The sequence below is a fragment of the Achromobacter sp. E1 genome, assembly GCF_037039475.1.
Taxonomy (GTDB): Bacteria; Pseudomonadota; Gammaproteobacteria; order Burkholderiales; family Burkholderiaceae_B; genus Achromobacter; species Achromobacter mucicolens.
This window is the reverse complement of record NZ_CP146253.1, coordinates 5530791-5550361: the sequence shown is the minus strand read 5'-3', so window position 1 is coordinate 5550361 and position 19571 is coordinate 5530791. Positions and strand designations below refer to the sequence as shown.

Annotated in this window: 18 protein-coding genes; 16 read left to right on the top strand and 2 right to left on the bottom strand. The window is 65.8% G+C overall.

Going from position 1 to position 19571, the window contains the following annotated elements; all coding sequences use genetic code 11:
- Window positions 1-2 precede the first annotated feature (2 nt).
- The 6 genes from V6V88_RS25585 (at window position 3) to V6V88_RS25560 (ending at window position 7419) form a co-directional block, all read left to right on the top strand.
- Window positions 3-1340: a sugar ABC transporter permease gene (locus tag V6V88_RS25585; RefSeq protein WP_223573451.1), complete on the top strand. Its 1338-nt coding sequence runs from the start codon at window positions 3-5 to the stop codon at window positions 1338-1340.
- 9 nt (window positions 1341-1349) lie between these two features.
- Window positions 1350-2066 carry a hypothetical protein gene (locus V6V88_RS25580; protein WP_056319973.1) on the top strand — a complete coding sequence of 239 codons (717 nt, stop codon included), beginning with the start codon at window positions 1350-1352 and terminating at the stop codon, window positions 2064-2066.
- Between the two features lie 121 nt (window positions 2067-2187).
- Entirely contained in the window at window positions 2188-3219 is a 1032-nt protein-coding gene (locus V6V88_RS25575; protein ID WP_158216737.1) for a sugar ABC transporter, read from the top strand.
- Complete coding sequence (locus V6V88_RS25570; RefSeq protein ID WP_338616951.1) at window positions 3212-5125, top strand: tetratricopeptide repeat protein; 1914 nt, start codon at window positions 3212-3214, stop codon at window positions 5123-5125. The genes V6V88_RS25575 and V6V88_RS25570 overlap by 8 nt, the downstream gene beginning before the upstream one ends.
- A 20-nt stretch (window positions 5126-5145) precedes the next feature.
- Window positions 5146-6375: a polysaccharide lyase family 1 protein gene (locus tag V6V88_RS25565; RefSeq protein WP_338619730.1), complete on the top strand. Its 1230-nt coding sequence runs from the start codon at window positions 5146-5148 to the stop codon at window positions 6373-6375.
- A gap of 75 nt (window positions 6376-6450) precedes the next feature.
- Complete coding sequence (locus V6V88_RS25560; RefSeq protein ID WP_338616950.1) at window positions 6451-7419, top strand: glycosyltransferase family 9 protein; 969 nt, start codon at window positions 6451-6453, stop codon at window positions 7417-7419.
- Between the two features lie 102 nt (window positions 7420-7521).
- Here the strand turns inward: V6V88_RS25560 and V6V88_RS25555 are convergent, their stop codons facing one another.
- Window positions 7522-9612 (bottom strand): PhoX family phosphatase, encoded by a 2091-nt coding sequence (locus tag V6V88_RS25555; RefSeq protein ID WP_338616948.1) that lies wholly within the window; start codon window positions 9610-9612, stop codon window positions 7522-7524.
- Between the two features lie 177 nt (window positions 9613-9789).
- Complete coding sequence (locus tag V6V88_RS25550) at window positions 9790-10185, bottom strand: hypothetical protein (protein ID WP_062838994.1); 396 nt, start codon at window positions 10183-10185, stop codon at window positions 9790-9792.
- A 226-nt stretch (window positions 10186-10411) separates the two neighbouring features.
- Here V6V88_RS25550 and V6V88_RS25545 point away from each other — a divergent pair, with 226 nt between their 5' ends.
- The 10 genes from V6V88_RS25545 to V6V88_RS25500 all read left to right on the top strand — a co-directional run bounded on the left by V6V88_RS25545 (window position 10412) and on the right by V6V88_RS25500 (window position 19569).
- Entirely contained in the window at window positions 10412-10828 is a 417-nt protein-coding gene (locus V6V88_RS25545; protein ID WP_280003332.1) for a carboxymuconolactone decarboxylase family protein, read from the top strand.
- Between the two features lie 255 nt (window positions 10829-11083).
- Window positions 11084-11707, top strand: a complete 624-nt coding sequence (locus tag V6V88_RS25540; RefSeq protein ID WP_223573441.1) for an HAD-IB family hydrolase — start codon at window positions 11084-11086, stop codon at window positions 11705-11707.
- A complete protein-coding gene (locus tag V6V88_RS25535) occupies window positions 11704-12585 on the top strand; it encodes a decaprenyl-phosphate phosphoribosyltransferase (RefSeq protein ID WP_223573440.1) in 882 nt (293 codons plus the stop codon). The genes V6V88_RS25540 and V6V88_RS25535 overlap by 4 nt, the downstream gene beginning before the upstream one ends.
- A 2-nt stretch (window positions 12586-12587) precedes the next feature.
- The gene (locus V6V88_RS25530; RefSeq protein WP_062838996.1) at window positions 12588-12926 is read left to right on the top strand and encodes a hypothetical protein; all 339 of its coding nucleotides are present in this window, start codon (window positions 12588-12590) and stop codon (window positions 12924-12926) included.
- Between the two features lie 12 nt (window positions 12927-12938).
- On the top strand, window positions 12939-14075 hold the full coding sequence (locus tag V6V88_RS25525; protein WP_338616944.1) for a hypothetical protein: 1137 nt from the start codon (window positions 12939-12941) through the stop codon (window positions 14073-14075).
- Window positions 14072-15226, top strand: coding sequence for a hypothetical protein (locus V6V88_RS25520; RefSeq protein ID WP_223573438.1), 1155 nt, complete (start codon window positions 14072-14074; stop codon window positions 15224-15226). Before V6V88_RS25525 ends, V6V88_RS25520 begins: the two co-directional genes overlap by 4 nt.
- A 283-nt stretch (window positions 15227-15509) precedes the next feature.
- The gene (locus V6V88_RS25515) at window positions 15510-16355 is read left to right on the top strand and encodes an ABC transporter permease (RefSeq protein WP_223573437.1); all 846 of its coding nucleotides are present in this window, start codon (window positions 15510-15512) and stop codon (window positions 16353-16355) included.
- A gap of 3 nt (window positions 16356-16358) precedes the next feature.
- Window positions 16359-17405: an ABC transporter ATP-binding protein gene (locus V6V88_RS25510; RefSeq protein WP_223573436.1), complete on the top strand. Its 1047-nt coding sequence runs from the start codon at window positions 16359-16361 to the stop codon at window positions 17403-17405.
- 8 nt (window positions 17406-17413) lie between these two features.
- Complete coding sequence (locus V6V88_RS25505; protein WP_056319944.1) at window positions 17414-18295, top strand: ABC transporter permease; 882 nt, start codon at window positions 17414-17416, stop codon at window positions 18293-18295.
- A 26-nt stretch (window positions 18296-18321) separates the two neighbouring features.
- Window positions 18322-19569: an amidohydrolase family protein gene (locus V6V88_RS25500; RefSeq protein WP_223573435.1), complete on the top strand. Its 1248-nt coding sequence runs from the start codon at window positions 18322-18324 to the stop codon at window positions 19567-19569.
- The last annotated feature ends 2 nt before the right edge of the window (window positions 19570-19571 follow it).

Genomic DNA, 19571 nt, shown 5'->3' with positions numbered 1-19571 from the left:
CCATGAGTAACGAGGATCGGATCAAGGGCTGGCGCTCGCGCCGCAAGGAAAGCAACTACACGGTAGGGTCTGGCGTCGCCAACTGGCGGCTGGACCCGGCCGCGCTGTTCGAGGCCAAGGCCCCGCCGGCCGTGCTGTTCAAGCCGCTATTGGCCCGCCTGCAGGGCGAGCCGCATGACTCCGTGGCGGCGAGGCGGGCGGTGTACGAGGCCGTGCAGGCGGAGCTGGATGCCGAGATCGTGCGCAGCGCGGTCGACGAGTCCCTGGCCGATTTTTCGCGGCGGCGTCTGCGCATCATCGTGCGCCTTCTGGAGCAGGACATCCGCGCGGGCGTGGATGTCTTCGCGCTGGGCTACATGCCGGCCAAGCTGATCGCCGAGGACGAGCGGCTGGCCGCCGCGCATGCGCGGCGCGTGGAGCGGCGCAAGCAGGACGAAGCTCGCGAAGCGCGCCGCCATGCGTCGCGCAACGACATCGCGCTGGAGATCGAGGTTCCGCAAAGCGAGGCGGGCGACCTGGCCATCCTGCGCGACCGGCTGCGCACCCTGCATGAAGGGCATTCGGACGATACGGCCGGCCACCGGCCGATCGGCCGCACGCTGATGGCGATGTTCATCTATCAGCTGCGCGTGATGCACGGCGAGAGCCGCATTGCGCTGGTATGGGCGCTGGTGGGCCCGGTGGTGCTGCTGACCCTGATTTCGTCGCTGTACATCCTGATGGGCACGCACTACATCCTGGGCATGGACGTGCAGACGTTCTCGCTGCTGGGCGCGACGACCTGGATCATGTTCCGCCAGATCGCGTTTCGGAGCAGTACGGCCTATGTCTCGGCGCGTGGCCTGTTGAACTTCCAGGGCGTCACCCCGCTGATGTGCGCGCTGGTGCAGGCCATGATCTATGTATCGGTGTATCTCGTGGTGTTCGGGGTGCTGATCACCGCGGGCCATGCGATCGGGCTCATCACGCTGCCCAAGAGCTGGGCCGGCTTCATCCTGTTTGTCGTGCTGATGGGCGTGGCGGGGGCGGCGATGGGCGTGCTGTTCGGATCGATCGCGACGTTCTGGCATTTTTTCCTGCGGCTAGCGCCGATCATCGAGCGCTTTCTGCAGATCTTCGCGGCCGTGTTTTTCGTGTCGGAGCAGTTTCCGGAGCAATTGCGGCCGTGGTTGCTGTGGTCGCCGCTGGCGCACGGCATGCAGTTGCTGCGCTCGGCGTACTTCCAGGCGTACGAGTCGCACGACGCCAGCCTGGGTTATTTCCTGACCTCGCTGGTGTTCATGATGGTGATCGCCCTGGTGGCCGAGCGCCTTGCCCGTCCCAATGTCCAGCCGATGTGAGGGTGACCAATGATCCATCTCAATGGCGTAACCGACGAACCCTATGCCTTCGGCAGCAGGCTGCCGCTGCTGGCCAACGCCACGCTCGACATTCCGGCCGGGCGGTATGCCTTGCTGTCGCCCGCGCCGGAAATGCACCGCCAGCTGGTGGACGTGCTGTGCTGCCTGCGGCCGCCGCGGCAGGGTTTCGTCAAGCACGACGGCAACGTCTCCTGGGCGATTGGCCGCCAGGGCTTCATCCGCGGCAAGGCCAGCGGCCTTGCCATGATCGATTTCGTCAGCGAGATGTACGAGATCGATCCCGACGCGACGTACGAGCTGGTCGCGGACCTGATCAGCGATCCCAAGATGCTGGCCAAGCCCATGGAGCATTGGCCGCTCTACGTGCGGCAGGAGTTCTCGTTCGCGCTGGCGCTGGCGCCCGCGTTCGATGTCTACGTGATCGAAGGAAGCATCCCCTTCGAGCCTTGCCGTTTCACCCGGCTCTGGCTGGCTCTGTTCGAAGAGCGGCTGGTGGGCCGGACACTCATTTTTTCCAGTTATCGCCAGAATCAGTTGGCGGATTATTGCTTCAAAGGCTTGATCTATGAACGAAGCGCGCTCAGCATCGACGACGACCTCGACCAGTGCCTCCGCAGGTATCCACCGCGACGATCTCGGAGCGATTCCGGCACAGGCGACGACGTCCTCGGAGGCGGCTTCGACGAAGGCCAGCTCGGCTTCTGAGGGCGGATCCGAGATCGAACGCCGCCGCCGCGAGCGGCAGTCGGCGCTGCGCGAGCGCCGGCGCCATCGCTGGGTCAACGCGCTGATCGTCCTGGTGCCGGTGGTGCTGGCGCTGATCTACCTGTCCTTCGTCGCCACGCCGCGCTACGAGGCCGAGTCGCGCTTTTTCGTGCAGTCGGCGTCCAACCAGCAGGGCGGCGGGGGCGCGGCGGCCAGCCTGCTGACCACGGGCAACTCCGGCGGCATGCTGGGCGGCTTCGTGGACGGATGGGCCGTCGCGGATTTCCTGAAATCGCGCGACAGCATGCAGCAGCTTGACCGCAAGGTCGGCCTGCGGCGTTACCTGATGAACGACGGACTGGATCCGCTGAACCGCCTGGCCGAGGACTCCAGCGAGGACGATCTGTACCGCGCCTATCAGGCCTCGGTGCACGTCTCGTTCAACGCGCTGGAGCAGATCGATGTGCTGCGCGTCAGCGCGTTCTCGTCGGAAGACGCGGCCACGCTGTCCAAGGCGCTGATCGGCCTGGCCGAGGAATTCGTCAGCTCGATGAACGAGAAGGGCGTGGCCGACAAGCTGAAGGTGAGCGAGGAGTCGGTCAAGCTGGCCGAGGAAAAGGCGTTGGCGGCGCGCGATGCGCTGACGACCTGGCGCACCAAGCACGGCAACATCGATCCCAGCGCAACGGTGTCGATGCTGCTAAACCTGTCCAGCCAGCTGGAAGGCGAGCTGAGCACCGCGCAGATCAACCTGGACAAGATCCGGGCGCTGGATAACAAGGACCATTTCATGCTCAAGCCTGCCCAGATGCAGGTGGCGGCGCTGAAAAAGCGGCTTGCTTCCGTGCGCCAGCGCCTGAGCGGCGACGGCAATACTGAAGCCAAGCAATTGAAGGAATACGAGGCGCTGCGTAATGCCCAGGTGTTTGCGGATTCCAACCTGACGCTGGCGCAGCAGTCGTACCAGCAGGCGATGACGGACGCGCTGCGCCTGCAGCGGTATCTGTCCATCATCGCGCAGCCGGTTCCGACCGACCGCCCCAGCAGCCCGCGCACCGGCATTCTGCTGTTGCAGGCCCTGGCGCTGGGATTTGTGCTCATGTTCATCGCCCGCGTCGCGATGGCTTTGTTGAGGGGGCTGCGTCATGGTTGATACGGTCGTTGGAAACTGCCCGCCGCAAGCCGGCGCCGAACCGAAGGACGCCACGGCGCGCCTGCGTGACGTCATCGGACAGATCCGCGCCTCGGCTGACCCGGCGCGCGATATGACCGCGCTGGAGCCGGCGCTGCGGCCGGCGAAGGATGGCTGGCGCGAGGTCCGGCGCCTTCTGGTGTCGCCGTACGTGAAGGAGGGCAAGCTGGCCCCCGCCGTCGCGGCGCTGGAGACGCTGATTGCCGTGTATCCCGACCGGGCCGACGACAGGCGCCTGCTCGCCAGTCTGCTCGGCCGCCTGGAGCAATGGGACAAGGCCATTGCGCAGGCGGACGCCGCGGCCGGCATCGAGCCCGGCAATGCGTCGCAGCATGCCGCGCGCATCCAGCTGCGCGTGCAGGCGGGGCGCGTGCCCGAGGCGGCGGAAGTCGCCCGCACGACCCTTGCGCTTGCCCAGAGCGCGCCGGAAGACGCGTATTCGTGGCTGATGGCCTTCGTGCGCAACGGCGACGTGGCCGAGGCAGCAGGCATCGCGGCAGCGCTGGACCCGGACAACCTGCCCAATGAGCGCGTGGCCACGATGGCGGTGCGCGCTTTGCTGGCGGACCGCCGCAACGCCGCGGCCATTCGTCTTGGCGACGCCGCCTTGCGCGCGGGCCACGACTGCGCGGCGCTGCGATCGTCTCTGGGGCTGGCGCATCTGCGGCGCGGCACCGAGGAAGATCGCAAGACGCATGCGCTGGCGCACTTTGAAGCAGGCCTGAAGGCCGCGCCCGACGACGTGCGGCTGCTGACGCTGCATGGCGAAACGCTGCTGCGCGCCGGACGCTACAAGGATTCCGTGGCGCCGCTTGCGCGCGCCATCGAACTGGCGCCCGATCTGGAGCAGACGCGGGGCCTGTATGCCCGCGCGCTGCGCTACACCTTGCAGTACGACGCGGCGGCCGAGCAGATGATGTTCCTGCTGAAAAAGTCGCCGGACAACCTGCTGTGGCAGCGGTCCGCCATTGGCGCGCTGTCGCAGGCCGGGCGCAAGGACGAGGCCGAGGCGCTGTTCGAGCAATACGTGGCCAAGCGCGGCGCGCGGCTGCCGGAGACCTTCCAGGAAGCCTTGGCGCGCATGGAAGCGCAGCTCGACACCGCACCCATTCCGCAGGCGCGATTGGACTGGGCCTGGTCGATGCGCGGCGACACCAGCATCGACCGCGCCACGTGGGAGCGCCGCGCGCGCTGGGGACACATGATCGACCATCTGCTGTTCGATTGGCTCGAATGCCGCGAGGAACGCGTCGAAGAGGCGATGGCCATGCTGGGTGAGCTGGACACCGGCGAGCGCTTCTTTGCGCCGCTGCTTGCCGCCGGCCGCGGTGTCGTGGTCGCCACTGCCCACGTCGGGCCGATGTATGCAGGCTTGATGGCCCTGGAACTGGTCGGCATCCCGTCGCGCTGGCTGGCGTCGGCGCCCAGCATCGCCCGCAGCAGCTACGCCGAGGCGCTGATCTCGACGGCCGACCAGACCGAAGCGCAGGTCGCCAAGGCCTGCATGCGCGCGATCAACTCGGGATTCGTGCTTTGCCTGGCGATCGACGGCGCGGCCAATCCTGCCGCGCCGCGCACGACGTTCGAAGGCCAGGACGTCACCTATTCCGGCTTTGCGGCGCATCTGGCGCACCGGATGGGCGTGCCGTCCGTGTTCTACGCGCCGCGCTGGGAGAACGGTCAGGTGGCCTACACGCTGGAAATGCTGCCGGCCGCCAATCCGGGCGAAGCCGCCGACGCCTACGCGCAGCGCTGGCAGAAGGCGTACTTCGAGCGGCTGCGCGAGCACCTTGCCGGCCCGCCGGAAAACCTGCGGCTGAGCGGCGGCATCTGGCGTCACGTGACGGCCGCGGATCCGTCCGCGTGACGCACAGGGAGCAATTTGTGATGCGACTTCAAAAGACGATGATGATCGGGCTGCTGGCGCTGGCCGGCCTGCATGGCGGTGCGGCGGCAGCCGCCGAGCAATGCGGGGCGCCGGACGAGCACTGTCCGATCGTCTCGGCGTTGCTGGCGCAGCGCGAAGGGTATGGGGCCAAGGCGACGGGTGGCCTGGGCGGCAAGTTCATTGAAGTGACGTCCGACCAGGACGCCGGCCCCGGCACGCTGCGGGCGGCGCTGGCGCAGGCCCGCAAGGGGCCGACGTGGATACGCTTTGCCTCGGACATGACCATCGTCCTGAAGTCGCAGTTGCGGGTTCCGTCCAACACGACCATCGATGGCCGCGGCAAGCGGGTGGCCCTGATCGATGATGGCCTGGGCGTGTATGGCGCGAAGAACGTCATCCTGACGCACCTGACCATCGACGGGCGGCTCACCCGCCTCACGCAGGCCGTGAACGTGGCCAACGACAGCCGCGACGTATGGGTCGACCATATGGATTTGTCGCGGATGTCGGATCGCCTGTTGAACGTGAAGAACGGCTCGACCGACGTGACGATCTCGTGGACCAAGTTCCACAATTCGAACAAGGTGATGCTGCTGAACAACATCACGTCCAAGAACCTGTTCCAGAACTACGAGCGCGACTCGATTGCACGTGTAACGCTGCATCACAACTATTTCTTCAACACCGTGCAGCGCAATCCGCGCGCGCAGTTCGGCACCTTCCACCTGTTCAACAACCTGCTTGAGAACTGGGACTTCTATGGCATGAGTTTCAGCCTGGAGGCCAAGGCGCTGGTGGAAGGCAACATCTTCAACAACGATGGCCAGCGCAAATGCGTAGAACCCGAGTTCTTTCCCACCGTGGAAGGCATCAATGTCAATTATTGTCGCTATATCCCGATTGCGCCGGCGCGCAGCGCATTGGAAAATGGCGACTCCGATCGCGGGGCCTATGAAAGGCGCAAGGAGGATCACGGGTACACTCGCGACTTCAAGGCGTTTCTGCGTCTGAAAGACAACCTGTACCTGGGCGATGCGAAGCCTGTGCTGCAGGATTACCGCCCCGAGTCGGCGCCCACGCCGCCGTATTGTTACGGCTACGAGAAGGCGACGCCCGAGCTGGCCGAGAAGATCCGCAAGTTTGCGGGCAATACATCGGGCGATACGCCCCTGCCGGCCTCACGCACGGGTGCGGGTTGCCAGGCTGAAAGTCATCGGCCGGGGTCTTGATTTCAGAGTTTTCCGATTGCGCGCGGTTCTGCAAGAAAGCAGGATGTCGTGCGAGATTTCACCAAGTGAGTGGCCATGGCCGATGTCGTCGTATTCGTTCGTAGCAAGTCGCGCTACGGCGACCAGATAGTGGCGTATCCCGCGCTGTATCAAGTCAAGAAATTGTGGCCGGACAAGCAGGTGCGCGTTGTGTCCCGATTTGCCGTCGAGGACTTCTATACGCAGCTGCCGTGGGTGGACCAGTTTGTCCGCGCGAACGCGTTCGGCGATCAGGTCCGGGCGCTTCCGCGGCGCGCCAGCGCGTCGTTGACCCTGCATCATTCCAGCGAGCGCTTTGCCGTAATCAACCTGCTGCGCCGTCCCCCGATGCGTCTGGGCTTCAGCAACCGCCGCCTTGGCGACTGTGTCTGGACGCATTCGCACGTCAAGGACATCCGCGAATACATCGGGCTGGCAAACCTGCGGCTGCTGTCCACGGTGCAGCACCACGACCCCGAAGTCATCGCGCGCCAGTGCTTCCTTGAGATCGCACGGCCCTGCGCGGACAAGGTGCAACCGGCCGACATCGTCTTCATTCCAGGCGGTGGCGCAGGCAAGTTCAAGCGGTGGCCGGTGGAGCATTACGTTGCGCTGGCCGATCTGCTGCAGGCGCGGCTGGGTGGCGGGGCGACGTTCACGTTTGTGCTGGGGCCGGCTGAAGCGGCCGAGCGCGAACGCCTGCAAGCCCTGCAGCGGGCGGACTTCCGGCTAGAGAACTGCCGGCCCGTGGCCGAGCTGGTCGCGCTGATGCAGCACGCGCGCCTTATCGTCTCCAACGATTGCGGCCCCTCCCATATCGCGCAGGGCCTCTGTGTGCCCTACGTGGGCGTGTTCAACGAATCCAACCCCGAATGGTTCTGGGCCCGCGAGTACACTCGCGATGTCGTGCCAGAAGCGGGATTTTCGAATATCGATTCGATTGAGCCGGGGCGTGTGCTCCAGGCTTGCATGACGGTGTTGGACAAGTCCCGGCAGCGACCCGGGCTTGATCGGTGCGCCGCTTAGCCGATCACTAGCCGGCGCCTTGCGCGCGAAGCAATAAAAAAAGGCCACCCGCGAAGGTGGCCTTAGTGCTTGGGCGACCGGGGCGTCCCGGTCGCGCCGTCATCACACCCCGATCGGACCGCCGTCGGCACGGCGGATCACCACCGTGGACGAACGCGGACGGACGACGCCCGTGGTGGCGACGGTGGCGTCATCGGTGTCGTAGGCCGGCCAGTTCACCGGATGCTGGATGTTCAGGAAGACGCTGGTGTAGTCAGGCGTGAAGGCAAAGCCGGTCACCTCGGCTTCGTTCGGCCCGATGAAGAAGCGGCGCAGATCGGCCTGGTTCGTCGCATTGATCGCCGGACCCGTGCCGGTGCTGTCGGCCAGGGCGCCGGGGATCACGGCCAGCATCTGGTCGTTGGTCGCGCGGGCCACGTCGTTGTTGCGGCCGCCGTCGATGCCGTTGTCGGTCTGGATCCACAGGATGCCGCGCGGGTCGAACCCCAGGCCGTCCGGGCTGGCAAGCTGGTTCAGCGCGGTCAGGCCGGAACGGTTGGTGTCGGCATCGGCGCCGGCGTTCGAACCGAACACGAAGATGTCCCACTTGAACTTGGTCGAGCCCGGCTCGTCGTGCCAGCGCACGATGTGGCCGTTGACGTTGTTCAGGCGCGGGTTGGCCGGGTTGGTGCCGCGGCTGGCATTGCGGCTGGTGTTGTTCGTCAGGGTCAGGTAGATGTCGCCGTTGGTCGGGTGCGTGGCCGTCCATTCCGGGCGGTCCATCGGCGTGGCGCCGACGAAGTCCGCTGCGCCGCGCGTGTTTATGATGATGTTTTCCAGGCTGCCGAATTCGTCGGCCAGCGTGCGGCCTCCCGCGCCCACGGTCGTGCCGACGAGCGGGATCCATTGGCCCGTGCCGTCGGCGTCAAAGCGCGCGACGTACAGCGTGCCCTTGTCCAGGTACTTCGAGCCCACGGCGAGGCGGTCGGTGCGCTCGGCATCCTTCGGATCCCACACGGCTTCGGACACGAAGCGGTAGATGTATTCGAAACGGGAATCGTCGCCGCTGTAGAAGGCGAGCGGCTTGCCGGCTTCGGGCATGGCGTACGCGCAGCCTTCGTGCGCGAAGCGGCCCATCGCGGTGCGCTTGGTGGCGATGCTGTTTTCGTTGAACGGATCGATCTCGACCAGGTAGCCGAAGCCGTTGACTTCGTTGCGCCAATCCTGCGTGAAGTCGGCGCCGGTCTCGGTGACGTTAAAGCGCGCGAACTCGCCCTGGACTTCCAGCGGATCGTTGGCGCCCGTTTCCCATTGGTAGCGGCCGGCGGTATCCGGCACGCCGACGCGAAGCTGGTGCGCGGGTCGCGTGCCGGTGTTCACGAAGCAGGCGGCCCAGTTTTCTTCAGCGGTGATGTACGTGCCCCACGGGGTGAAGCCGTTGCCGCAGTTGTTGTTGGTGCCGCGCACCATCGTGCCGGTGGGCGAGTACGGGGTCTTGACCCAGTCCGTGCCGCCGACCGGGCCGGCCAGCTTCATCGGCGTGGCCGACGTGAAGCGGCGGTTGTAGCGCGAATTGTGAACGATGTTCCAGCGGCCGTTTTCCAGGCGCACGTGCAGGATCGACACGCCGTGCGCGTTGATCTCCTTGCGGATTTCCTCGATGGGACGCACGCCTGCGACGTTCGTCGGGCCGTTCGGGTGCAACGCGCCCTGGTCGATGTATTCATGGTTGATCGCCAGCAGGCCTTCGGTGGAGCTGCCGTTGATCGGGAAAAAGTGCATGCCGTCGTGGTGCATGCCGGTGGAGTTGAGCAGGTCCGTCGAGCTGTTGTTGCCGTTGCGGTCCCAAGGGTTGGCGTTGTCGTTGAACGGCGTGCCCCAAGGCGCGAACACGTGGGCGGTGTAGCCGGCCGGCACGACACAGGCGTCGGTCATGGAGGTGGGCAGGGACTCGAAGCCGAGCTTGATCGGGGCGGCAGGCTGCTCGCCGCCGGGCACTTCGGGCGCGGGATTCTGGCCGCCGTTGCCGGCGTCGTCGTCATCGTCGTCGCTGCCATTACAGCCGGCCAGGCCCAGGCTGGTCATCGTCGCGAAGGCGGCGGCGATGCCGCCGCGCATCACCATGCGGCGGGACATGTTCTTTTCGAGGATCTCGCTGAACGGGGTGCTCTGGCTGGGGTTGCGGACAGTCTTGTCGGAGATGGACTTGCTCATTGGAACTCCTGGCTTTGGGTCTGATGCCCGATGGGGACGAGCAATACTAGAAGTCCGAAATGAAAGGTTAATGACAGTGCCCTGAAATTGCGGCGCGCGGCAAGCGCATGGCCAAAAACAAATGGCTGACCCCGCATGCGCGGGCGTCAGCCACGGGACCCAATAAGGCAGGTGCGTCTATCTGTTCTCGTCGTCCATCGTCAGCGCGCCGTCCTTCATGATGCCTTGCGCGATCTCTTCGGCCGACTTGCCGGCAAAGCCGTGTTCGCCGGCGGTGATGCGCAGGCTGTCACCTTCCAGCGGACTCATCAGCGTGGCCGAGGACAGGAGAATGCCGTTCGCGCGGAACTGCACGCGCTGGCCCACGCGCTCGCGCGTGAAGTTCGCCAGCGCCTTGCTGCTGTCCGGCTTGAGCTTGATGTCGACAATGCGGGCGTTGGTGTGCGGATCGGCGCCGGGCGTGGCCTGCTCGACCTGCAGGGTGACGGATTCGGCGTGGGCGGCAAGGGGGGCGGCGGCGGCCAGCGCCGCAGCCAGCGCGGTGGCCAGCATGGGATGTCGCAGGGACGGCATGGAAACGCTCCTTCTGATGGACGACGGCTCCATCCTATACGGATCGCCTCGGGCGGGGATGACCGTCTGATATATACCTGACGAAATTTTGCCGGCTTGGGCCGCTGGAATCGATTTGCGCCGCTGCGCCGCATTTGACGGGCGGGATGCGGCACGCCCACAATCGGCCGGATGAAAACCGGCAGGCGGGCCGCCGATGCCCGCCGCCACGATCCCGGAGGAACCCATGGCAGACACTCAGAAAGATACCCAGGCGCTGTTCGATCAAGGCCTGGCGCTGCGCCGCGAAGTGCTCGGCGCCGATTATGTCGACGGATCGCTGGCGCGCGCCAACGACTTCATGATGGCCTTCCAGAACATCACCACGGAGTGGTGCTGGGGCTATACGTGGGGCCGTCCCGGGCTGGAGAAGAAAACGCGCAGCATGCTCAATCTGGCCATGCTGACGGCGCTGAACCGTCCGGCCGAGATCAAGCTGCACGTCAAGGGCGCCCTGAACAACGGCGTGACGGTCGAAGAGATCAAGGAGATCCTTTTGCAGGCCACGGTGTACTGCGGCATTCCCGCGGGGCTGGACGCTTTCAAGGTGGCCAACCAGGTGCTGGAAGAGGAAGGCGCATTCAAGAAGGCAGAGCAGGCCTGAGGCCCTTGCCGCGCGAAAAACGGCAGGAATCGCGCGGTGCTTTTGGCCTTGCTCGCCCGGTGGGCAGGCTATGATGAATTGTCATTAAGTGTGTTACAAACACACAAAATTTGAAATAAAACGCATAGGCTTCACCGCAGGACTGCATCGCGCAGCCCTGCGTCTGACATTACGCGTTCGCGCCTTGGGCGCCGACGCATTTTCCGGCACAGTTTGCGACGTCATGCCCTGCCTGGGCGCCGCCGCGAAAGCAGTATGGCTACACAGACGCAGTTTCCCGATTCCACGCGGGTGATCGCGGCCTTCGATTTTGACGGCACGCTCACCCAGCGCGATACGTTCGTCCCCTTCCTGGCCCATCTGTCGTGGGTCCGTTTTCTGACGGCGCTCTTGCAAACCGCCCCGGCGCTGGCGGCCTTTGCCATGCGCCTGCGCAGCAACGAAGACGCAAAAAGATCACTGTGCCGCGCCGCGTTGCGCGGACGTCCGCGCGCCCAGCTGGCCCACGTCGCCCGCGCCTGGGTGCACACCATCCCGCTGCGGCCCGCGCTTATCGAGCGTCTACGCTGGCACCAGCAGCGCGGCGACCGCTGCGTGCTGATCAGCGCGTCTCCCGATATCTACCTGGAAGAAGTGGCGCGATACCTGGGGTTCGACGACCTTATCTGCACGCGCATGGCGGTGGACGCGCAGGGCCGCCTGACCGGCGACTTTGACGGCCACAACTGCTGGGGGCCCGAAAAGCTGCGGCGCCTGACCGAACGTTTCGGCGGCACGGACCAATACGAACTGCACGCCTACGGCGACAGCCGCGGCGACCAGTGGCTCATCGATGCGGCGCACCACGCGTGGTATCGCGGGCAGGCGGTCAAGCCATGACCGCATTGCTTTCCCTCTTGCGTCCGCAGCAGTGGCTGAAGAACGGCTTCGTGCTGATCGGCCTGATCTTCAGCCACGGCTGGTCCGACCCGGCGCTGGTGTTCGCGGTGGGTGTGGGTTTCGTGGCGTTCTGCCTGGCCTCCAGCGCGGTGTATGTCCTGAACGACTACTACGACCGCGCCGCCGACGCGGCCCACCCCAAGAAACGGCTGCGCGCCATCGCCAGCGGCCGGGTGAGCCTGCCCGCCGCCCGCGCGCTGATCGCGGTGCTGTTCGGCGTGGCGCTGGGCCTGCCGCTCGCGTGCGGATTGTGGCCGGTCGCGCTGGCCGTGGCCGGTTACCTGACCCTGAACATTGCCTACACGCTGAGCCTGAAGCACAAGGTGCTGGTCGATGTGTTCTGCATCGCATCCGGCTTCATGATCCGCCTGGCCTGTGGCACTTACGCGGTGGGCATCGTCCCGTCGCGCTGGATGCTGCTGTGCAGTTTCATGCTGACCCTGTTCCTGGGCTTTGCCAAGCGGCGCGCCGAGATTGCCTCGGCGCCCCTGGATGCGCCAGCGTCGGCGGGCAGCACGCGCACCGTGCTGCGGCACTATTCCCCGCAACTGCTGGACATTCTGGTGGCCATTACCGCCAGCACGACGCTGCTGGCGTATGGCCTTTACACGGTGGACTCGGACACCGCCGCGCTGCACGGGACGCAGCATCTGATCATCACGCTGCCCATTGTCACGTTTGGCGTATTTCGCTATCTGTACCTGCTGTACAAGGGCGGATCGGGCGAAGAGCCGGGCCGCGATCTGCTTGCCGACAACCAGATACGCCTGGCGGTGCTGGCCTGGGTGGCCGTGGTGGTTTTGCTTGTAAGGACGTAGACATGGCATATCTTTGGCTGATCCTCAGCGGGGCCTGTAGCGTGGCGGCTAGCGTGGCGCTCAAGGCGGCAGGAAGCAGCGCCGCACAAGCGGCCGCGCCGTCCCTGCTGAGCCAGGGGCTGCCCTATCTGGCCGCCATCGGCGCGTACGGACTGGGTTTTGGTTTTTATGCGCTGGCGCTGCGCCAGCTGGATCTGACGCTGGCCTACCCGTTGATGGTGGCTTTTGCCATCGCGGGCGTCTTTGCCTACGGCTTGTTGTCCGGCACGGAAACCATCACCGTCCTGCGGATGGCGGGCGCGGCGTTCATCGCCATTGGCGTCTTCCTGATTTCGAAATAGGCGGGCACAGGCATGCAACGTTTCTTCAATGGCGCGTGGTACCGCGGGTTCCTGCTCTGCTGCGCCTACGTGGTGGTGGCGGCGGCCGTCATGAACGGCTTCTACACGAAGTGGCGTCTCAACGACGGCCACGCGGCCCTCGGGCTGGCGCAGATGGTCGAGGGCACGGCCTACCGCCCCTATGTGTATCGCCAGTTCGTGCCGGCGCTGGCCAATGGCATCCAGTCGCTGCTGCCGCCGTCCACCGTGGCGCGCCTGTCCGAACGCCTTGCCGAACCCCGGCGGGTGGACAGCCGCTCGGGCCTGGCGATGCGCTATCCAGGGTCCGAGGCCCTCATGCCGGCCGTGACCCTGCGCTATCACCTGGTCTACTACCTGACCTTTGCCGCGCTGCTGACCTCGCTTTTCGTCATGCGCCGCGTAGCGCTGCAGGCGGGGGCCGGCGCCGCGGCCGCCACGATCGCGCCCGCGCTGCTTGCGATGGTGGTGCCGTTCTTTCTGACCGAGGGCGGCTTCTTCTATGACTTCGTCGAACTGATGTTCATCATGAGCGCCGTGCTGCTGGCGCTGGGCGCATCGCGCCAGACGCCGGTGCGGCTGTGCGCGTTGGTGGCGCTGGCCGGGCTGGCCACCTGGAACAAGGAAGCCTTCTTCTTTTTCATGCCCGCGCTCTATCCGCTCTTGCGGCGCAACCTGCCGCGGCTGCACGCCGCAGGCGTGGCGGGCGTGCTGCTGCTGGTAAGCGGCTGCGTCTATCTGGCGCTGCGCCTGCGCTACGCGGGCAACCCCGGCTCGACGGTCGATTACCAGCTGTGGGACAACCTGCGCTTTTACGTGGACCCCGGCAACTGGCTGCGGACCGAGAACACCTATGGCGTCCTCTTGCCGCGCGGCTTCAGCATCGTGAGCATTCTGGCCTTTGCCGGCATTGCCATCCACGGCTGGACGCGCCTGCCCCAGCCTCTGCGCTGGCACGCGCAGATGGCGCTTGCGATCAACCTGCCGCTGTTCCTGTTGTTCTGCTCGCCAGGCGAAATGCGCAACCTGAGCATGCTCTATCCGTCCCTGTTGTGCCTGCTGGCGCTGGCGCTGGCCAAATGGCTGGGCCCGCAGGGCTCCTCCCAACCGGCCGCCTCGGAAGTCCGATGATCCGTTTTTTCAATAGCGTGGTTTACCGCCGCTTTCTGTTGGCGATGTTGTACGTGATGGTGGCTGCGGCAGCCTTCAACGGTTTCTATACGAAGTGGCGGCTGAACGACGGGCATGGCCCGCATTCGCTGGCGGCCATGGTGGACGGCACCGCCCACCGTCCCTACGTGTACCGGCAATTCGCGCCGGCCATCGCCAACGGCATCCAGGACTTGCTCCCGGCCGCGACGGTGGCGCGTCTGTCCGAACGGCTGACCGAGCCGCGCCGCGTGAACAGCCGCTCGGGGCTGGCGATGCGCTATCCGGAATCGGAAGCGATGCAGGCCCCCGTGACGCTGCGCTATCACATCGTCTATTACCTGACCTTCGCGGCGCTGCTCGGCTCGCTGTTCGCCATGCGGTCGGTGTGTCTTGCGGCAGGCGCCAGCGGGGCCGCGGCCACCGCGGCGCCGATGGTCATCGCGCTGCTGTTGCCCTTCTTCCTGACCGAGGGCGGCTTCTTCTACGACTTCTTCGAAGTGCTGTTCATGGCGTGCGCGATCCTGCTGGCCTGGCGCATTCCCGTGGAGCGCCCCATGCGCGCAGCGGGACGGCTGGGCCTTCTGGCCGTCGTCGCGGCCATGGCGACATGGAACAAGGAGGCGTTCTTCTTCTATGTGGTGACGCTGTATCCGTTTCTGCGGCGCAGCCTGCCGCGCGTCATGGCAGCAGGCGTCGTGGCGGCCCTGGTGTTCGTCTGCGGCTGCGTGTATCTGGCGCTGCGCATGCGCTACGCGGGCAATCCCGGCGGCGCGGTGAGCTTCCAGCCGGGCGCGAATTTCTTCTACTTCCTGGATCCGGGCAACTGGTTCCGTACCGAAAGCACCTACGGCGTCGCGCTGCCCAAGGGCTTGAGCGCGGTGATGGTGCTGATGATCGCGGGCGTGGCCGCGACCGGCTGGCGCCTGCTGCCCACGCCGTTTCGCGTGCACGTGCTGATGGCGCTGGCGGTCAACGTGCCGCTCTTTCTGCTGTTCGCCGCCGAGGGCGAGGCGCGCAACCTGAGCATGCTGTATCCGTCACTGCTCGTTCTGATGTCGATGGCGCTGACCGCGTGGATCGGCGCGGCGGCCGCATCGCCATCGGCTGCGCTTCGCGCTGCCGATTCCTGACGCGCGGCCCGGGCGGCGCAGCGATGGCGGGGGCCTTTTAGCTGCTGGTTTCAGCGCAGGTTGCACCTGCCGCGGCCAGTGTTCGCAGCGGGTTGCACTCGTGGCGGCGCTACCGCAGGGATAACCCGCGAGTTTTGGCGTGCCGTGGGTTATCCCTACTTGAGCCGGGCAGCAACCGGTCGATATGCTTCGGTTAACCGTAGGGACCGCAGAGTCTTTCGGAGGAGTTTCAAACCGAGCCGGCAGTTGCTGAAAGGAACCGGATTTGCATAATGCACCTCCTTTGGATTCAGCCGTCGCGGTCTCGCGGGACAAGCCAGTGCGCGTGATCCCGTGGGCCACGTGGCTGCACCGCGTTTTCGTGGTTCTCATGTATGCGTTCATGCTTAGCCCCATCGTGCTGGTGGTCTGGCTGAGCTTCTTCAAGGACGCCATCCTCTATTTCCCGCCATCGGGCTACACGCTCTCCTGGTACGTCAAGGCCTGGGAGAACCCCGCGTTCGCCAACGGCTTCCTTTTCAGCCTGCAGGTGTCGCTGGTGGCCGCGTTCATCGGCGTGGTGATGGGCGTGCTGGCGGCGGTCGCGATTGCCCGCTACCGCTTCGCGGGCAGCAAGGGCGTCAACACCTTGCTGCTGTCGCCGCTGCTGATTCCCGGCATCGTCGCGGGCGTGGCCGTCTATCTCTTTTACCTGCGCGCTGAAAACGTGCTGGACCAGGATCTTGTCGGCACGTTCGGCGGTCTGGTCATTGCGCACGTGTGCCTCACCATTCCGTGGACCGTGCGTCTGGTCACGGCGGGCATGGCCGGGCTGGACGGCTCCATTGAGGAAGCCGCTCGCAACCTGGGCGCAAGCGCACCCAGGGCATTCATGCGCGTGACGCTGCCCATGCTGCGGCCGTCCATCGTCGCTGCGGCGCTGTTCAGTTTTGTCGTGTCGTTCGAGAACCTGGAGCTGTCGCTGTCGCTGGTGGGCCCTGGTCGCACGACGCTGCCGATCGCGATCATGCAGTACCTCGAATTCAACCTGGACCCGACCATCGCGTCGGTGGCCTCGGTGCAAATCCTGCTGTTGGGCATCATCATGCTTGTGACCGACCGCTACGTGAAACTCAGTCAGGTGGTGTAAGAAATGGCGAAGGTCTCAATCGAAAACATCCGCAAGCAGTTCGGCGCGGCGGTCGCAGTGTCGGATTTTTCCCTGGAGATTGCCGAAGGCGAGCTGGTCACCTTCCTGGGGCCCAGCGGTTGCGGCAAGACGACGACGCTGCGCATGATTGCCGGCTTTATCACGCCGACGTCGGGGCGCATCCGCATTGGCGATACCGACGTCACGCGGCTGCCGGTGCACAAGCGCGATACCGGCATGGTGTTCCAGCGCTATGCGCTGTTTCCGCACATGACGGTGGCCGAGAATGTGGCGTTCGGATTGGAAATGCACAAGGTGCCCAAGGCCGACCGCGATGCGAAGATCCGTCGTGTGCTGGACATGGTGCGCATGACTGAGCTGCGCGACCGCTATCCGCGCCAGTTGTCCGGCGGCCAGCAGCAGCGCGTGGCGATTGCGCGCGCGCTGGCGATCGAACCCAAGGTGTTCCTGCTGGATGAACCGCTGTCCAACCTGGACGCCAAGCTGCGCCTGGAAGTGCGCGAGGAAATCCGCGCGTTGCAGCGGCGCCTGGGCCTGACCACCGTCTTTGTCACGCACGACCAGGAAGAGGCGCTGGCGATTGCGGACCGCATGGCCATCATGCACGACGGCATCGTGCAGCAGGTGGGCGCGCCCGACACGCTGTACGAACGGCCCGCCAACCTCTTCGTGGCGGACTTCCTGGGCAAGATGAATGTCTTCACGGGACGCGGCCAGGCCGGCGATCAGTTCGAGACCAAGACCGGCCAGCGCATCGCGGCGCCGGGCGGCGGCAACGCCACGCATCTGGGCGTGCGGCCGGAGCGCGTGCGCCTGCAGACGCAGCCGTCCGGCGGCAACGCGCTGCCGGGCGTGATCGAGTCGTCGCTGTACCTGGGGTCGGTGCTTGAGGTGCGGGTGCAGCTCGATGGCGGCGACCGCCTGATCAGCCAGATCGTCAATGCGGGTGCGCGCGGCGCGCCGCCAGCCGCCGGCGAGCGCGTCTATGCGTGCTTCGAGCCCGACGACTGCGTCGCCTTCACGCAATAGGAGGCGCCATGACGACCGCAACGCAGGATGGGCGCCCCAGCCGATGGCTGGGCCCCGGGCTGGCCTTTCCGGCCTCGCTGGTGGTGCTGGTGATCATCATGATCCCGATCCTTCAGCTGGCGCGCTACAGCTTCAATCATTTCGACCCGGTCGAGATGATGCAGACCGCCTTCACGTTCGAGAACTACGCCAAGTTCTTCGGCGACCCCTACTACCGCGACATCTTCTTCACCACGCTGGGCATCGCGGCGCTGTGCACGGTGCTGGCGCTGGTGCTGGGCTTTCCGGTGGCGTACTTCCTGGCGCGCACGCAAAGCCGCTACAAGAGCCTGTTCGTGATTCTGCTGGTGTTTCCGCTGATGGTGGGCAACGTCGTGCGCGCGGCCGGCTGGATGGTGGCGCTGGGCAACGCCGGCGTGGTCAACGCCGTGCTGCAGGGCCTGGGCATCATCGACAAGCCGCTGACGCTGATGTACACGCCGACCGCCGTCGTCATCGGCACCACGGCAGTCGTCATGCCGTACCTGATCCTGACGCTGCAAAGCGTGCTGGAAGGCATGGACCTGTCCGTGGAAGAGGCCGCGCGCAATGTGGGCGCCAGCTTCTTCACCACCTTCCGCCGCATCGTCTTGCCGATCGCCGCGCCGGGCGTGGCGGCGGGCACGATGCTGGTGTTCATCCTGTGCATGAACGCGTACGCCACGCCGGTGCTGCTGGGCGGCTCGGGCCTGACCATGATGGCGCCGGCGCTGTATGACCAGATCACCAAAGCCTCGAACTGGCCGTTTGGCGCCGCGCTGGCGGTCATCCTGGTCTGCGGCACGCTCGTCATCGCACTGATATCCAACTGGCTGATCCACCGGCGCTACATCAAGACCATGGCGTCCTGACCCAGACATCCCCGAAGGAAATTCTCATGTCCGCTGTGCTGTTCAAGAATGCAAACCTGCTCGATCCGCTGCAATCCGAGCTGCTGGAAGGGCACCACGTCCTGGTGGAGGACGGCGTCATCAAGGAAGTGTCGGACAAGCCGATCACCGCGTCCTCGGCGCGCGTGATCGACGCCGCGGGCCGCACGCTGATGCCCGGCCTCATCGACCTGCACGTGCATGTGCTGGCCACGCAGTTGAATCTCAGCACGCAGGGCGTCCTGCCCGACGCGCTGGTGATGATGCGCGCGGTGCCCATCATGGCGGCAATGCTGCGCCGGGGCTTTACCACCGTGCGCGACGCGGGCGGCGCGGGCTGGGGCCTGAAGTGCGCCGTCAACGAAGGCACGGTCAAGGGACCGCGCCTGTTCATCTCGGGCCGCGCCATCAGCCAGACGGGCGGCCACGGCGATCCGCGTCCGCGTTCGGACCACCTGCGTCCCATGAGCTTTTGCGGCTGCTGCTTCCGGGCGGGCGACATCGGCCGCGTGGCCGACGGCATCGACGACGTGCGCAAGGCCGTGCGCCAGGAACTGCAGATGGGCGCGGACCAGATCAAGATGATGGCCTCGGGCGGCGTGGCGTCGCCCACCGATCCCATTGCGTCCTTTGGCTACTCGGAAGAGGAAATCCGCGTCATCGTCGATGAGGCGGCCAGCCGCCAGACGTACGTGATGGCGCATTCCTACACCGCCGACGCCATCGAGCGCGCCATCCGCAACGGCGTGCGCACCATCGAGCACGGCAACCTGGTCGACGAGCGCGTGGCGCGTTTCATGGCCGAGAAGGGCGCGTTCGTGGTGCCGACGCTGGTGACCTACGAGGCGCTGGCCAACGAAGGCGCCGATTACGGTCTGCCGGCCGATTCCGTGGCCAAGATCGCCACGGTGCGCACCGCGGGCCTGCATTCACTTGAGATCTACAAGAAGGCGGGCGTGAAGATCGGTTACGGCTCGGACCTGCTGGGCCCGTCACAGCGCCTGCAAAGCGACGAATTCCGCATCCGCCGCGAGGTGCTGTCCGCGCAGGAAGTCATCCAGTGCGCCACCACGACGGCGGCCGAGGTGCTGAACCAGGTCGGCCAGCTGGGCCGCCTCCAGGAAGGGGCGCTGGCCGACATCCTGCTGGTGGACGGCGATCCGTACCGCGACCTGTCGTGCCTCTTGGGGCAGGGCGAGCACATCGGCCTCATCATGAAGGGCGGCGTCATCGAACATAACGACCTGGGGGTGTAGGG

Bases quoted from the DNA above. Each gene is read 5' to 3' on its own strand.
- V6V88_RS25585 (WP_223573451.1), top strand. From the start codon at position 3: ATGAGTAACGAGGATCGGATCAAGGGCTGGCGCTCGCGCCGCAAGGAA.
- V6V88_RS25580 (WP_056319973.1), top strand. From the start codon at position 1,350: ATGATCCATCTCAATGGCGTAACCGACGAACCCTATGCCTTCGGCAGC.
- V6V88_RS25570 (WP_338616951.1), top strand. From the start codon at position 3,212: ATGGTTGATACGGTCGTTGGAAACTGCCCGCCGCAAGCCGGCGCCGAA.
- V6V88_RS25565 (WP_338619730.1), top strand. From the start codon at position 5,146: ATGCGACTTCAAAAGACGATGATGATCGGGCTGCTGGCGCTGGCCGGC.
- V6V88_RS25560 (WP_338616950.1), top strand. From the start codon at position 6,451: ATGGCCGATGTCGTCGTATTCGTTCGTAGCAAGTCGCGCTACGGCGAC.
- V6V88_RS25555 (WP_338616948.1), bottom strand. From the start codon at position 9,612: ATGAGCAAGTCCATCTCCGACAAGACTGTCCGCAACCCCAGCCAGAGC.
- V6V88_RS25550 (WP_062838994.1), bottom strand. From the start codon at position 10,185: ATGCCGTCCCTGCGACATCCCATGCTGGCCACCGCGCTGGCTGCGGCG.
- V6V88_RS25545 (WP_280003332.1), top strand. From the start codon at position 10,412: ATGGCAGACACTCAGAAAGATACCCAGGCGCTGTTCGATCAAGGCCTG.
- V6V88_RS25540 (WP_223573441.1), top strand. From the start codon at position 11,084: ATGGCTACACAGACGCAGTTTCCCGATTCCACGCGGGTGATCGCGGCC.
- V6V88_RS25535 (WP_223573440.1), top strand. From the start codon at position 11,704: ATGACCGCATTGCTTTCCCTCTTGCGTCCGCAGCAGTGGCTGAAGAAC.
- V6V88_RS25530 (WP_062838996.1), top strand. From the start codon at position 12,588: ATGGCATATCTTTGGCTGATCCTCAGCGGGGCCTGTAGCGTGGCGGCT.
- V6V88_RS25525 (WP_338616944.1), top strand. From the start codon at position 12,939: ATGCAACGTTTCTTCAATGGCGCGTGGTACCGCGGGTTCCTGCTCTGC.
- V6V88_RS25520 (WP_223573438.1), top strand. From the start codon at position 14,072: ATGATCCGTTTTTTCAATAGCGTGGTTTACCGCCGCTTTCTGTTGGCG.
- V6V88_RS25510 (WP_223573436.1), top strand. From the start codon at position 16,359: ATGGCGAAGGTCTCAATCGAAAACATCCGCAAGCAGTTCGGCGCGGCG.
- V6V88_RS25505 (WP_056319944.1), top strand. From the start codon at position 17,414: ATGACGACCGCAACGCAGGATGGGCGCCCCAGCCGATGGCTGGGCCCC.
- V6V88_RS25500 (WP_223573435.1), top strand. From the start codon at position 18,322: ATGTCCGCTGTGCTGTTCAAGAATGCAAACCTGCTCGATCCGCTGCAA.